The sequence below is a fragment of the Aliidiomarina celeris genome, assembly GCF_003316875.1.
In the GTDB taxonomy this organism is placed as follows: domain Bacteria; phylum Pseudomonadota; class Gammaproteobacteria; order Enterobacterales; family Alteromonadaceae; genus Aliidiomarina; species Aliidiomarina celeris.
In genome coordinates this window covers 502,047-515,652 of sequence record NZ_QMIL01000001.1, presented here as the reverse complement: position 1 = coordinate 515,652, position 13,606 = coordinate 502,047, and the positions used below count along the sequence as shown (strand labels likewise).

Below are 13,606 nucleotides of genomic sequence, written 5' to 3'. Positions count from 1 at the left end.
CTTAGTGATCTAGCTCTTGAATAATGGCGCTTTGCAAAGTTTCCCGTTGGGCCGCGGTAAGCGCCATTTGCTGAGCGTTCGTGACAATAAATAAATCTTCAGCCTGTTCGCCTACGGTGGTAATTTTTGCCGCCATAAGAATCACGCCTTGCGCTTGGAATACGCGAGCAAGGCGAGCAATGAGGCCGGGGCGATCAAGTGTAATGAGTTCAAAAGTGGTTTTTTTTGAGCCCTTTTGGGGTAAGAAATGTAGGCGCGTTTTTACACTAAAGTTCTTCATACGCCGCGACAAGGCTCGGTGTCCTCGCGGGGCTGTACGGCGTTTGCGCAGTACGTCGTGCAAATGTTGGTGCACCGCCTCTATGCGTTGCGGCTCGGCAAGTGCGGTGCCGTTTTGATCGAGCACAATAAAGGTGTCCATAACAAAGCCGTCACGGGTATTGAGAATCTGTGCGTCGTGAATGCTTAAGCCTTCGGCGTCCAGTACAGCGGCAACATTGGCAAAAAGATGATTTTCTTCCAAGTGGTAAATGAAAATTTCTGTGGTGCCTTGGTTGTTTTCATCGCCAATCAGAATAAGCGGTAACTGTACGTTTTTAATGTGCACAAGATGTTGGCTATGCCAGGCAATTTGCTCTGGCGTGTGGCGAAAGAAGTAGTCGGCGGTAAAGCGACCCCACAGCTGCTGAATAGCGTTCACTTCGTGGCCAGCACTGAGCAGTAGCGCAAGTGCGTGCTGTTTGTTTTCATGAATACGTTCGCGCAGTGTATGGCTACTCTCGCCATGATGTTCAAGGGTAGCCACGGTAGCTTTATAGAGCTCTTCCAGCAAAGTTGCTTTCCAGTTATTCCACAAGCTGGCATTGGTGGCCCGAATATCGGCAACGGTTAAACAATAAAGAAACTGGAGGCGTTTTTTGCTCTCTACTTTGTTGGCAAACTCGCGAATCACTTCAGGATCGTAAATGTCCCGTTTCTGCGCGGTAATCGACATTAACAAATGTTGTTCGACCAACCATGCAACAAGTTCACCGTCGCTTTTACTGTAGCCGTGTGCGTTACAGAATTCACGCGCGTCGATAGCACCTAATTCGGAATGATCACCGCCACGCCCTTTAGCAATATCATGGAAAATGCCGGCTAAAAATAGTAATTCACGCGACTTCATGCGCTGCACTAATTCACTGCATAAGGGAAACTCGTGGGCGCGAGACTTGAGCGTAAAGCGATACAAATTGCGAACAAGGCGAAAGGTATGTTCGTCGACTGTGTAGGCATGAAAAAGGTCGAACTGCATTTGCCCAACAATATTCGCCCAAGCTGGCAGGTATACCGCCATAATGCCGTGTCGATGCATAAGACCGAAAGCGCGACCAAATCCTTTTGGGTGTGCTACTAAACGCCGAAAAATATCGCGACAGGCGGCATTTTCCGACAGGGGCGCGGTAAGCTGAGCACGAGCGTTGCGTAAGAGCCGGATGGTGTGCGAGTGAATACCTTTAATGCGCGGCTCGTCGGCAATAGTAAGGAAAAATCCGAGAATTTCCTGCGGGTTTGCAAATACCTGATCGTGGCGAGCGAGAATCAACGCGCCCGACAGCGCGAAGTTATCATTTAATGGTTCAGGTTCCAGCAGATCTACCGGGCCTAAAATGGCTTGTTCGTAGAACTGCAGTAACATCCGGTTAAGTTCATTGACCTTGAGTACAACCTGAAAATAGTCCTTCATCATCAGCTCAACAGCGCGTTTTCCTACCCGAGTTTGTTCATCTTCAGGCACTCGATGGTAATAGCCAAGCCGCTGTGCAACGTCGGTTTGATAGTCGAAGAGCAACCGGTCTTCGCATTTGCCCGCCACTAAGTGCAAGGCATAGCGAATGCGCCACAAAAATGCTTGGCACGAACGTAATTCAATAAATTCCTCGGCAGTCATGTAGTTGTATTCAACGAGGCTTTCGTCGCGGCGTGTTTTAAAGTGCAGCTTTGCAATCCAGTGCACCGTTTGAATATCGCGCAAGCCACCTGGAGAGCTTTTTATATTCGGCTCGAGGTTGTACGAAGTGCCATGAAACTGTTTGTGGCGAGCTTCCTGCTCTGCACGTTTGGCTTGGTAAAATGCCCGACTCGTCCACGGGAATGCTGTCATGATTTGGTGATGTAAATGCTCGCTTAAAGTACCGTTGCCACAAATGAGTCGGCTTTCAATGAGGCTGGTTGCAATGGTAATGTCGGCAGCGGCTTGCACCATGCATTCGGTAACCGAGCGAACTGAATGGCCTAAGTCGACACGAATATCCCACAATAGCGTAATAAGCTGACTAACGCGTTGGGTGCAGGAGTCGTTGAGTGGACCGTCGTGGAGGATTAAAAGATCAATATCGGAGCCGGGGTGAAGCGTGCCGCGTCCATAACCACCCACAGCGAGTAAACTGAGTGGCTCATTTGTTAGTTCGAGTGCAGACCAGGCAGCACTCAGTAACTGGTCAAAAAAAGCCGCTCGGTCGTGTACCAAGGTTTCTATGTCGGCAATATAGAACTGTTCTTCGGCCCAGTCGTTATAGTGTTGCAGCAGAGTTTTCCACTGCGCAATAGACGACAAGTCTTGCGGCCATTCTACTTCAAATAAAGCCGGTGCCGACGCCTCCATTGGATTCTACGCAACCTCAATAACGCGCGGTAAATCTTCGTCTTCGCGCAAGGTTAACACTTCTACACCCGTTTCTGTGACCAACAAGGTGTGTTCCCATTGCGCACTCAAGCTACGATCTTTAGTAAGTACCGTCCAATTGTCGCGCAGCACCTTGGTGTGGCGTTTTCCTGCATTGATCATCGGCTCTATGGTTAAGCACATACCCGCTTGCAGCGTGTCGCCAGTGCCCGCTCGGCCATAATGAAGCACTTGTGGGTCTTCATGGAATTCGTTACCAATGCCATGGCCGCAGTATTCGCGTACGATCGAATAGCCAAAACTTTCTCCGTATTGTTGAATGGCTGCGCCAATATCGCCTAGCTGAACACCCGGCTTGACCATTTTAATGGCTTTATAAAGCGACTCTTGGGTAACTTTGATCAGCCGATTTGCCAAAATAGACCCTTCGCCGACTACAAACATTTTACTGGTGTCGCCGTGATAGCCGTCTTTTCGAACCGTCACGTCTATATTGATAATGTCACCGTTTTTAAGCGGCTTGTCGTTGGGAATGCCGTGGCAAACGCAATGGTTCACTGAGGTACAAATGGACTTGGGGAAACCATGGTAATTAAGTGGGGCAGGGTAGGCGTCGTGTGCCACAATATAGTCGTGACAAATGGTGTTGAGCTCGTCGGTGGTAACGCCCGCTTTTACATGCGGACCAATCATTTCTAGCACACTCGCGGCCAAGCGGCCGGCTACGCGCATTTTTTCTATTTCATCGGCGGTTTTAATCTTTGCAGCCATGACAACCCTTCACTTCATAGAGGCGGAAATTTATAAAAAAGCGAGTGTACCAGAATTCGCTTCAATCCGCATCTGGCTTGTATTTATAGAGCGCCTGTGGTATAAAACGCGCCGCCTGAATAGGAAATTCAATTCCTGCAGAGCGAACCTTAAATTAACACACATATACCGACACATTATGCGGGGTGCCCTTAACGGGTCGCAGAATGGGGTATATGGAGGCCTAACCCCTTAAAAGGAAAATAGATTATGGCAAATGTGTCCATGCGCGACATGCTTAAAGCTGGTGTTCACTTCGGTCACCAAACTCGTTTCTGGAACCCTAAGATGAAACCTTTCATCTTTGGTGCTCGCAACAAGATTCATATCATCAACCTCGAGTCTACCGTACCAATGTTTAACAAAGCATTAGACGTGTTAACTCAAGTTGGCGCGAACAACGGTAAAGTTTTATTCGTAGGAACTAAGCGTGCTGCTTCTGAGCAAATCGCAACTGCAGCAAAAAGCTGTAACCAGTTCTACGTGAACCACCGTTGGTTGGGCGGTATGCTGACCAACTGGAAAACCGTGCGTCAGTCGATCAAACGTTTGAAAGATCTTGAAACGCAAAGCCAAGACGGTACCTTCGAGAAAATTACCAAGAAAGAAGCGTTAACATTAACGCGTGAAATGGAAAAACTCGAAAAGAGCCTTGGTGGTATCAAAAACATGGGCGGTTTGCCTGACGCATTGTTCGTTATCGACGCTGATCACGAGCACATTGCAATTAAAGAAGCAAACAACCTAGGTATTCCAGTTATTTCTGTGGTTGATACCAACTCTAACCCTGACGGCGTAGATTACGTTATTCCGGGGAACGACGACGCCATTCGCGCGATTCAGCTTTATTTGAATGCTGCGGCAGCTGCAATTACTGAAGGTCGCCAAAAAGGCGGCGCAGAAGTTTCTCCAGCTGACGACTTTGTAGAAGCGTCGGAAGAAGACGCGGAAGCAAGCGCTGAGTAATAGCGAAATCGAGGCCCGGCTTCGGCCGGGCTTATTTTAAGAATTCTGACGTATTGAGGACTGAATCATGGCAATTACCGCTGCAATGGTAAAAGAATTGCGCGAGCGCACTGGCGCCGGCATGATGGATTGTAAGAAAGCCCTTGAAGAAGCGAACGGTGATATCGAGCTTGCGATTGAGAATATGCGTAAGAGCGGTCAAGCAAAAGCGGCGAAGAAAGCCGGCCGTATTGCTGCTGAAGGTGTTATTTTAACCAAAGCTGAAGGCAACGTAGGTACTTTGGTTGAGCTGAACTGTGAAACTGACTTCGTTGCTCGCGACGCAAGCTTCTTAGCTTTCGGCGAAAAACTGATCGACGCTGCGTTCGCAGGCCGCTTTACTGACGTTGAAGCGCTTCGTACTACTTCACTTGGCGACGCCACTGTTGAAGAAACGCGCGAAACTTTGGTTGCTAAAATTGGTGAGAACATGAATGTTCGCCGTGTTGCTACGCTTGAAGGCGGTGACTTGGTGGGTACTTATGTTCATGGCGGCCGTATTGGTGTGGCTGTTGCTATTACTGGCGGTAACGCAGAGCTTGCAAAAGACGTGGCAATGCATGTTGCGGCAAGCAACCCGCAGTTCGTGAAGCCAGAAGACGTAGCTGCAGACGTGATTGCAAAAGAGCGTGAAATTCAAATTGATATCGCTATGCAGTCTGGCAAGCCAAAAGAAATCGCTGAGAAAATGGTTGAAGGCCGCATGAAGAAATTCACCGGTGAAATCAGCCTTACTGGCCAGCCTTTCGTTAAAGACCCAAGCAAGTCTGTGGGTGAATTACTGAAAGAAGCCGGTGCTGATGTTGTTAGCTTCGTACGTTTCGAAGTTGGCGAAGGTATTGAGCGCAAGTCGGAAGACTTTGCCGCTGAAGTACAAGCTCAGGTAGCTGCAGCGAAGGGTTAATTGATGGCCTTTATGCCGAACCCGTAAAATAATCCACCGCGCCTGACGACAGTCGGCGCGGTTTTTTTTGAGCAATTTTACTGAAGAAGGAAAGCCTCCACATGAGCACAAATCCAAAACCGAGTTATCGTCGCATTTTGCTTAAGTTAAGCGGTGAAGCATTAATGGGTGAAGAGCCCTTTGGTATTGATGCCCGCGTGCTCGACCGCATGGCCCAAGAAATAAAAGAAGTTTTAGAATTGGGTGTGCAAGTGGGGGTTGTAATTGGTGGTGGCAATTTATTTCGCGGTGAAGGGCTAGCGAAGGCCGGCATGAACCGCGTAGTTGGCGACCATATGGGTATGTTGGCAACGGTAATGAATGGTTTGGCAATGCGCGACGCATTACACCGCGCGTATGTGAACGCTCGGCTAATGTCGGCCATTGAATTACGTGGCGTTTGCGACAGTTACAGTTGGGCAGAAGCCATTAGCTTGTTGAAGTCTGGCCGTGTTGTTATTTTCTCCGCGGGAACCGGTAACCCATTCTTTACTACCGATTCTGCTGCGTGCTTACGCGGTATCGAGATTGAAGCCGACGTGGTGCTAAAAGCCACTAAAGTTGATGGTGTTTACAGTGCCGATCCAATGAAAGATCCTGACGCAACGCGTTACGACGAATTGGATTACAGCGAAGTATTAAGTAAAGAGCTCAAGGTTATGGATCTTGCGGCCTTTACTTTGGCGCGCGACCATAACTTACCCATTCGTATTTTTAATATGAACAAACCTGGTGCATTGAAGTCCGTGATTATGGGCGAAGATGAAGGTACACTGATTACACGGTTGCAGAACACTACGAATGACGCCTAAGGGGTATGAACGTGATTAAAGAAATTCTGGCAGACGCCAAAGATAGAATGAAGAAGAGTGTGGACGCACTGCAAAGCCAAATGTCGAAAGTTCGCACTGGCCGCGCGCACCCGAGTATTCTCGATGGAGTTATGGTGCCTTATTACGGAACCGACACACCGCTCAAGCAGCTTGCTAATATTACGGTGGAAGACTCGCGCACACTAACGATTACTGTGTTCGATAAGAGTTCATCGGGTGCGGTAGAAAAAGCGATTTTAACCTCCGATTTAGGTTTGAATCCTGCAGCAGCAGGTACAGTTATTCGCGTACCATTGCCGCCGTTAACAGAAGAGCGCCGTAAAGATTTAGTGAAAGTGGTGCGCAATGAAGCCGAAGGGGGCCGGGTAGCGGTACGCAATATTCGCCGCGACGCGAACAACGACCTGAAAGAACTGCTGAAAGAAAAGGAAATTACGGAAGACGAAGAACGTCGTGCACAAGATGACATTCAAAAACTGACCGACGAGTCGGTAAAGGCTATCGACGCTTTGTTGGCGGCGAAAGAAGCCGAATTGATGGAAGTTTAAGCGCTCGTTAGCGAGCAGATTGGAGACTCACGCCGTGTAGGGTATACTCGCACGGCGTTTATTTTTGTGAAATACACAGTATGACAGGGACAGACACTACTGCGCTTGTTGAGGGTATGCCAAGGCATGTGGCCATTATTATGGATGGCAACGGTCGTTGGGCTGCACAGCGTGGCAAAAGCAGAACACATGGTCATCGTGCGGGAGCAAGCGCGGTGCGTAAGGCTGTGGCCTTTGCGCGGCGGAATAATATCGACGCGCTCACCTTATTTGCGTTTAGTAGTGAGAACTGGGGGCGCCCGGAAAAGGAAGTGAATTTGCTCATGGAGCTGTTCATTGCCGTGTTAAAAAGAGAGGTGCCGCAGCTCAAGAAAAATGGCGTTCGTTTGAATGTTATTGGCGACATTTCACGTTTTAGCCAGCGCCTGCAAGAGCGTATTCAGGCTGCCCAAGCGGCGACTGCCGAAGGTACAGATTTGGTGTTGAATGTCGCAGCCAATTATGGCGGCCGATGGGACATCGCGAATGCTTGCCAAAGCCTTGCCCGGCAGGTACAGGCTGGCACGCTAGATCCGAGCGATATTGATGAGTCGGCTGTTGCCGGAGCGCTGAGCTTGGCTGATCTACCTCCTCCAGATCTCTTGATTCGAACGGGCGGAGATATCAGAATAAGCAACTTCTTGCTGTGGCAATTAGCCTATGCAGAATTGTATTTCGCCGATATATTGTGGCCTGACTTTAACGACCACACCTTTATGGAAGCAATCGACTGTTTTATGCGTCGAGAACGGCGATTCGGCCTGACCAGCGAACAACGACAACAACTGCTGGCGGGAATTTAAAATGAGGAATCTTTTTTGCTAAAACAAAGATTAACTACGGCTTTAGTGCTCATTCCAATTGCACTTGTCGCTATATTTTGGCTGCCGTTAGACTGGTTTGCATGGGTAATTGGGGTAGTGCTTGTGCTCGCTGCATGGGAATGGTCGCCACTGATGGGTGTCAAACATGCACCCGGCCGCATTCTTTATTGTTTATTTACGGGTAGTTTAATTGGGATTCTAGGGTGGTTTACTCCCATTCACTCCATTTGGACTGAAACAGGCATTCAGCCAAGCGTACTTTATCCCGTGATTATTGGTAGCCTGTGGTGGTTACTGGCCATTTTTATGATTTTCAACTTCCCGAAAAGCCGCTGTGTATGGGCGCGCAGTCGCATTTTTGTAGGCGTATTTGGAGTGCTGATTCTAGTTCCGGCATGGGCTGCGCTCATGGCGCTGCGAGCACTGAATTATGAACAGTCCATGTATTTTGGCTCTTTTACCGTGCTTTACGTATTTGCGCTCGTTTGGGCGGCAGATGTAGGTGCTTATTTTGCGGGCAAAAAGTTTGGCAAACACAAACTCATGCCCGAAGTTAGCCCCGGCAAAACCAAAGAAGGCTTTGTGGGTGGCTTGGTGTTGTCTATTTGCGTAATGGCATTCGTTGCCTTTCTTATTGACGTGCCGCGTTCACTGCTGTTGTCGTTCTTTTTAATGAGCATTGCAACCGCGGTGGTGTCGGTGTTTGGTGACCTAAACGAAAGCATGTTCAAACGTTGTGCTGGCGTTAAAGACAGCGGCTCTTTGCTGCCAGGGCACGGCGGTATTCTTGACCGAATCGACAGTTTAACCTCGGCATTACCTATATTTTTAGTGGGTTACTTGTGGCTTATTCACTCGCCATTAAGTATGAATGGGTAGTATGCAACGTATTTCTGTACTCGGCGCAACAGGTTCAATTGGGGAAAGCACCCTCGACGTTGTTGCGCGCCATCCTGAGCACTTTAAGGTATTCGCATTAACTGCACATAAAAACTGGCAAGCCATGGTGGTTCTGTGCCGCCGTTTTGTGCCAGACGTGGTGGTGATGACCGACGCTCAAGCCGCGCAAAGTTTACGCGCGGAACTGGCCAGCAGCCCGTTATTGCGGAATATCCCCGTACTGGACCAAGTCGACGACTTGTGTGCTGTTGTTACTGCCACTGAAGTGGACACGGTAATGGCGGCCATTGTTGGCGCTGCGGGGTTAGCACCGACCTATGCAGCGGTAAAAGCGGGCAAACGCGTTTTGCTAGCGAATAAAGAAGCTTTAGTGATGAGCGGCGAGTTTTTTATGCGCGCGGCGCAGCAGTCGGGCGCTCAAGTTTTGCCGGTAGATAGCGAGCACAATGCGATTTTTCAGGCGCTCCCCGAAGCTGTTCAGCAGGCCAATGGTAATGCAGACTTAGCAAATTATGGCGTGCAAAAAATCATATTGACCGGGTCGGGCGGCCCTTTTCGAGATCTCCCAATTGCCGACCTAAAAAAGCAAACGCCCGCTGCGGCTTGTGCACACCCGAATTGGTCAATGGGGCAGAAAATATCGGTCGACTCGGCCACAATGCTAAACAAAGGCTTAGAGTATATTGAAGCGCGCTGGCTGTTTAATTGTAGCCAAGAGCAATTGGAAATTGTGGTGCATCCACAAAGCGTTATTCACTCTATGGTGCAATACACCGACGGCTCGGTGCTGGCGCAGCTCGGGCAGCCCGACATGCGAACGCCGATTGCGCATACTATGGCATACCCACAACGCATTGCCAGTGGGGTCGCACCCCTTAACTTTAGCACCCTTGGAGCGCTTACCTTTATGGCGCCTGATTTACAGCGCTATCCCTGTTTAAAATTGGCCATTGATGCCTGTTGGGCTGGGCAGAGTGCAACCACAGCACTGAACGCCGCCAATGAAATTGCAGTTGCTCATTTTTTGCATGAAAAAATTCCATTTACGGCCATTGCCGAAATTTGTGCGGGTGTAGTTGAACTCACTGCCAATGCTATGGTCGATGATATGGACGCGATATTAGCGTGCGACGCAAACGCTCGGCGCGTGGCGCAAGAACTGATAGAGAAGAGGTGGTAATTGGAACAGGTGTTGTGGTCGATAGGGGCGTTTATCGTTGCCTTAGGCTTGGTGGTAACCTTCCATGAATTTGGCCACTTTTGGGTGGCTCGCCGCTGTGGTGTAAAGGTTTTAACCTTTTCCATCGGTTTTGGTAAACCCTTATTTAAATGGTTGGGTAAAGACGGCACTCAGTATCAAATTGCAGCGGTTCCGTTGGGCGGCTATGTACGCATGCTTGATCATGAAATCGACCCGACCAAAGACGCCGAAGTTCAGCAAAGTTTTCGCTCTAAATCGCTAGGGCAACGTGCTGCTGTGGTTGTGGCAGGGCCAGTAGCGAACTTTATTTTTGCAATTGCAGCATTGTGGCTGATGTTGATGATCGGCGTTCCGTCGGTAAAGCCTATTGTGGGCGCCGTAGAAGAAAATAGTGTGGCGCAGCGCGCTGGGTTACCGGTAGGCAGTGAAATACTGAGCGTTGACGGCCACCGTGTTTACGACTGGCAAGATATTAATTTGCGCTTAGTAGCGCGTATGGGCGACGCACAAACACGGGTTGAAGCTGCCGACAGTGCCGGGAGTAGAAACGAATATGTACTCGACTTAACAGAATGGCAGTTTGACCCAGAAACGCAGAGCACAATTGGTAGTTTAGGTATTCAAGTTTTCCAACCTGAAGCGCTTACAGAGCTTGCTTGGATTGCGGAAGGGTCCCCAGCAGCCGTTGCTGGTTTACGCCAGCGTGATAAAATCACCAAGTTTAATGGAACTCCTGTAACGAATTGGGAACAAATAAGAGCCTTCATTGCTGAGCGCCCCAACGAACAAATAACGCTCACTTTAGAGCGCGAAGGCCGAGAAATGGATGTGGCGGTGCGCTTAGGCGCAGAGAACGGCCGAGGTTTACTTGGTGTGGCGCCGGCTTTCGAACAATACCCAGAAGCCTATCGTTTTAGTCTTCAATATGGTCCAATAGGAGCATTCGTGGGTGGGGTAGAACGAACCTGGCAGTTAATGGGCCTAAGTGTGTCCATGATTAAAAAGCTCATTGTGGGCGACATGGGCGTGAATAACCTGAGCGGACCCATTGGGATTGCACAAGGTGCGGGAACTCACGCCAGTTATGGGCTTGTATACTTTCTGAGCTTTCTCGCTTTAATTAGCGTTAGTCTTGGGATTTTGAACTTACTGCCCATTCCAATGTTAGACGGCGGACACTTGCTTTTTTACTTTATTGAGTGGGTTCGTGGTCGGCCAGTGCCAGAGCGGGTTCAGGAGCTTGGTTTTAGAATAGGGCTCATGCTCTTAGTTATGCTTATGATGGTTGCTGTTTTTAACGATATAAACAGGCTATTACCTTAAAATTTTCTGACAATAAGATGTATTTTCATGACCTTGAGAAAGTTGGTATTGAGCGCCGCAGTTTTTGCAGCTGGAAGCTCGCTAGCGTTAGCAGATTCATTCGTAATTAATGACATTCAAATACGTGGGTTACAGCGTGTTGCACTGGGTGCAGCACTTACCTACTTGCCGATTCGTGAGGGTGATCAAGTTGATGCCGCGCGAATTCGCGATGTGATTAAAGAACTTTACTCTTCAACGCATTTTGACGACATTCAAGTAGAGCGTGACGGTACAACGTTGATTATATCGGTGCGTGAGCGGCCAATTATTAGCTCGCTAGAGTTTGAAGGCAATAGTGATTTAAAAGACGAGCAACTGATCGACAGCCTGCGTAACAGTGGCATTTTTGAAGGTGAGTCGCTTGACCGGCGGGTAACGCGCGGCCTAGCTAAGGGCATTGAAGAGTTTTATCACAGCGTGGGTAAATACAACGCGAGTGTAGAAGTTCGGGTAATTGAACTTCCGCGTAACCGAGTGGCTTTACGTTTTGATTTTGAAGAAGGCAACGCCGCTGAAATTGCGCAAATTAACGTGGTTGGCAATAGTGTGTTTAGCCGCTCAGACATTCTTGATCAAATGGAGCTTAAAGACGAATTGCCATTTTGGCGGTTCTTTGCCAAACGCCAATATCAACAACAGCAGCTGGTGGGTGATCTCGAAAATATTGAGTCTTTCTATCGTAACCAAGGTTACTTGCGCTACTCCATGGACAGCGTACAGGTGTCGATTACCCCCGAACTCGAGAATATTTACGTAACGTTGAACGTAACGGAAGGCGATCAATACGACATTACCAGTATTCGGTTGATTGGCGATATTGAAGACCACCGTGAATGGCTTGAGTCGTTTGCCGGCATGCTGGAAGGCTCTCGTTATAATCAAGCCGACGTGACGGCACTTGAAGAAGCATATAAGCGATATTTTGGGCGTATGGGCTATGCCCGCACTGAAGTACGTACTCAACCTGACATCAACGACGATGATCAAACCGTAGAGTTGTCGATGATGATCGCCCCAGGTCGCAGAGTTTATGTGCGCAACATCACTTTCCGCGGTAACGACGCTACGCGCGACGAGGTTTTACGCCGTGAAATGCGCCAAATTGAAGGCGCTTGGTTGTCGGATCAACTGGTAGAAACGGGCAAAGTACGGTTAGAGCGGTTAGGTTATTTTGAAACTGTAGAATCAGAAGTTATTCCGGTTCCGGGCGAGCCCGATAAGGTGGATGTGGTCTACGACGTAAAAGAGCAGCCGTCGGGGACCATTACCGCAGGTATTGGTTATGGTGACTTTGCCGGTTTGAGTTTGAACGCGGCGGTAACGCAAGAAAACTTCTTAGGCTCGGGTAACTCGGTTGGCTTTAGTGTCGACACGAATACCTTCTCACGCAGCTTGCAGGTAAATTACCGCGACAACTATTTTACCGACGACGGCGTTAGCCTTGGTGGTAGTGTTTTTTACAATGAATTCGACGGCGGCCGCGCGAACTTGCAGCAGTTTAACCAGAAGTCTTGGGGTACAGCGCTAGATTTTGGCTTCCCAGTGAACGAATACAACCGCTTGAACTTTGGTATTGGTTTTGCCAGCACAGGGATTACGCAAGTAAACCCATTTGACCAAATTCAGAACTTCTACGAACGCTATGCTAGCCAAGGCAGTGGTGGCGACGAATTGGCATTCGATACCTTCTATGCAACCGCGAGTTGGAGCCGGGTAACCTTAAACCGCGGTGTTTACCCAACCAGTGGTTCAGAGAATATTTTGTCAACGAAAATCACTGCGCCGAATAGTGATTTACAATACTTTAAAGCAGAGTATCGTTTCCGTTACTACTTGCCGTTTGACCGTGAACACCGCTTTGTGGGTTTAACGCGGTTACACCTGGGCTATGGTAACGGCTACGGTAGCGATGGTAACTTTGAATACACCTTGCCGTTCTGGGAAAACTTTTACGGCGGTGGCTCGTCATCGTTACGTGGTTTCGAGCCGAACCGAACGGGCCCTCGTGGCTTATTGCGGCGGCCGAATACCATTCAAGGTCCACCGGACGCGAATGGTAACCCTACTCAGGTTGCTTTGGGGCCTGAATTTGACTCACTAGAAGTGGGGCAACGCAGTGCGTTGGGCGGTAACGCTCAAGTGAATGCAAGTATTGAGTTGATTTTCCCAACCCCATTTGCGGGTGACGAAACACGAAATACTGTACGTACGAGTGCGTTTATCGACGTGAGTAGCGTGTGGGATACGGAATTCGATTACAGTCAGTACCGTGACTTAAACGTGTTGGGCGATGTGCCGTTTTGGGATTATAGTTCACCAAAGAACTACCAAGCGTCGTATGGTCTTAGTGTACAATGGTTGTCGCCGATGGGAGCGCTAACCTTTAGTTTTGGCTTCCCGTTAAAGTCGTTAGACTCGGAATTGGAAGACAGCTTTACCTTTAATATTGGAACCACGTTCTAAAATTTTT

Annotated in this window: 11 protein-coding genes; 9 read left to right on the top strand and 2 right to left on the bottom strand. The window is 48.9% G+C overall.

What is annotated here, in order from left to right; genetic code table 11:
• Position 1 precedes the first annotated feature (1 nt).
• Together glnD and map are read right to left on the bottom strand one after the other, a co-directional pair.
• Positions 2-2,647: a [protein-PII] uridylyltransferase gene (gene glnD / locus DQW12_RS02400; RefSeq protein ID WP_113906201.1), complete on the bottom strand. Its 2,646-nt coding sequence runs from the start codon at positions 2,645-2,647 to the stop codon at positions 2-4.
• Between the two features lie 6 nt (positions 2,648-2,653).
• Complete coding sequence (gene map / locus DQW12_RS02395; protein ID WP_113906199.1) at positions 2,654-3,439, bottom strand: type I methionyl aminopeptidase; 786 nt, start codon at positions 3,437-3,439, stop codon at positions 2,654-2,656.
• A gap of 249 nt (positions 3,440-3,688) precedes the next feature.
• Between map and rpsB the strand changes: the two genes are divergently transcribed.
• From rpsB to bamA, 9 genes are all read left to right on the top strand, one after another.
• A complete protein-coding gene (gene rpsB, locus DQW12_RS02390) occupies positions 3,689-4,444 on the top strand; it encodes a 30S ribosomal protein S2 (RefSeq protein ID WP_113906197.1) in 756 nt (251 codons plus the stop codon).
• Positions 4,445-4,511: 67 nt separating this feature from the next.
• Complete coding sequence (tsf, locus tag DQW12_RS02385) at positions 4,512-5,387, top strand: translation elongation factor Ts (RefSeq protein WP_113906195.1); 876 nt, start codon at positions 4,512-4,514, stop codon at positions 5,385-5,387.
• A 101-nt stretch (positions 5,388-5,488) separates the two neighbouring features.
• A complete protein-coding gene (pyrH, locus tag DQW12_RS02380) occupies positions 5,489-6,238 on the top strand; it encodes a UMP kinase (RefSeq protein ID WP_113906193.1) in 750 nt (249 codons plus the stop codon).
• Between the two features lie 11 nt (positions 6,239-6,249).
• Positions 6,250-6,807 (top strand): ribosome recycling factor, encoded by a 558-nt coding sequence (frr, locus tag DQW12_RS02375; protein ID WP_113906597.1) that lies wholly within the window; start codon positions 6,250-6,252, stop codon positions 6,805-6,807.
• An 80-nt stretch (positions 6,808-6,887) separates the two neighbouring features.
• Positions 6,888-7,649 (top strand): polyprenyl diphosphate synthase, encoded by a 762-nt coding sequence (gene uppS / locus DQW12_RS02370; RefSeq protein WP_113906191.1) that lies wholly within the window; start codon positions 6,888-6,890, stop codon positions 7,647-7,649.
• Positions 7,650-7,664: 15 nt separating this feature from the next.
• The gene (locus tag DQW12_RS02365; RefSeq protein ID WP_113906189.1) at positions 7,665-8,549 is read left to right on the top strand and encodes a phosphatidate cytidylyltransferase; all 885 of its coding nucleotides are present in this window, start codon (positions 7,665-7,667) and stop codon (positions 8,547-8,549) included.
• 1 nt (position 8,550) lies between these two features.
• Complete coding sequence (ispC, locus tag DQW12_RS02360; protein WP_113906188.1) at positions 8,551-9,750, top strand: 1-deoxy-D-xylulose-5-phosphate reductoisomerase; 1,200 nt, start codon at positions 8,551-8,553, stop codon at positions 9,748-9,750.
• Positions 9,751-9,759: 9 nt separating this feature from the next.
• On the top strand, positions 9,760-11,094 hold the full coding sequence (gene rseP / locus DQW12_RS02355; RefSeq protein WP_440582356.1) for a sigma E protease regulator RseP: 1,335 nt from the start codon (positions 9,760-9,762) through the stop codon (positions 11,092-11,094).
• Positions 11,095-11,121: 27 nt separating this feature from the next.
• Positions 11,122-13,599 carry an outer membrane protein assembly factor BamA gene (bamA, locus tag DQW12_RS02350; protein ID WP_113906184.1) on the top strand — a complete coding sequence of 826 codons (2,478 nt, stop codon included), beginning with the start codon at positions 11,122-11,124 and terminating at the stop codon, positions 13,597-13,599.
• The last annotated feature ends 7 nt before the right edge of the window (positions 13,600-13,606 follow it).

Excerpts from the sequence above, each read along its gene's own strand:
- glnD (WP_113906201.1), bottom strand. The coding sequence starts at position 2,647 with ATGGAGGCGTCGGCACCGGCTTTATTTGAAGTAGAATGGCCGCAAGAC.
- map (WP_113906199.1), bottom strand. The coding sequence starts at position 3,439 with ATGGCTGCAAAGATTAAAACCGCCGATGAAATAGAAAAAATGCGCGTA.
- rpsB (WP_113906197.1), top strand. The coding sequence starts at position 3,689 with ATGGCAAATGTGTCCATGCGCGACATGCTTAAAGCTGGTGTTCACTTC.
- tsf (WP_113906195.1), top strand. The coding sequence starts at position 4,512 with ATGGCAATTACCGCTGCAATGGTAAAAGAATTGCGCGAGCGCACTGGC.
- pyrH (WP_113906193.1), top strand. The coding sequence starts at position 5,489 with ATGAGCACAAATCCAAAACCGAGTTATCGTCGCATTTTGCTTAAGTTA.
- uppS (WP_113906191.1), top strand. The coding sequence starts at position 6,888 with ATGACAGGGACAGACACTACTGCGCTTGTTGAGGGTATGCCAAGGCAT.
- ispC (WP_113906188.1), top strand. The coding sequence starts at position 8,551 with ATGCAACGTATTTCTGTACTCGGCGCAACAGGTTCAATTGGGGAAAGC.
- bamA (WP_113906184.1), top strand. The coding sequence starts at position 11,122 with ATGACCTTGAGAAAGTTGGTATTGAGCGCCGCAGTTTTTGCAGCTGGA.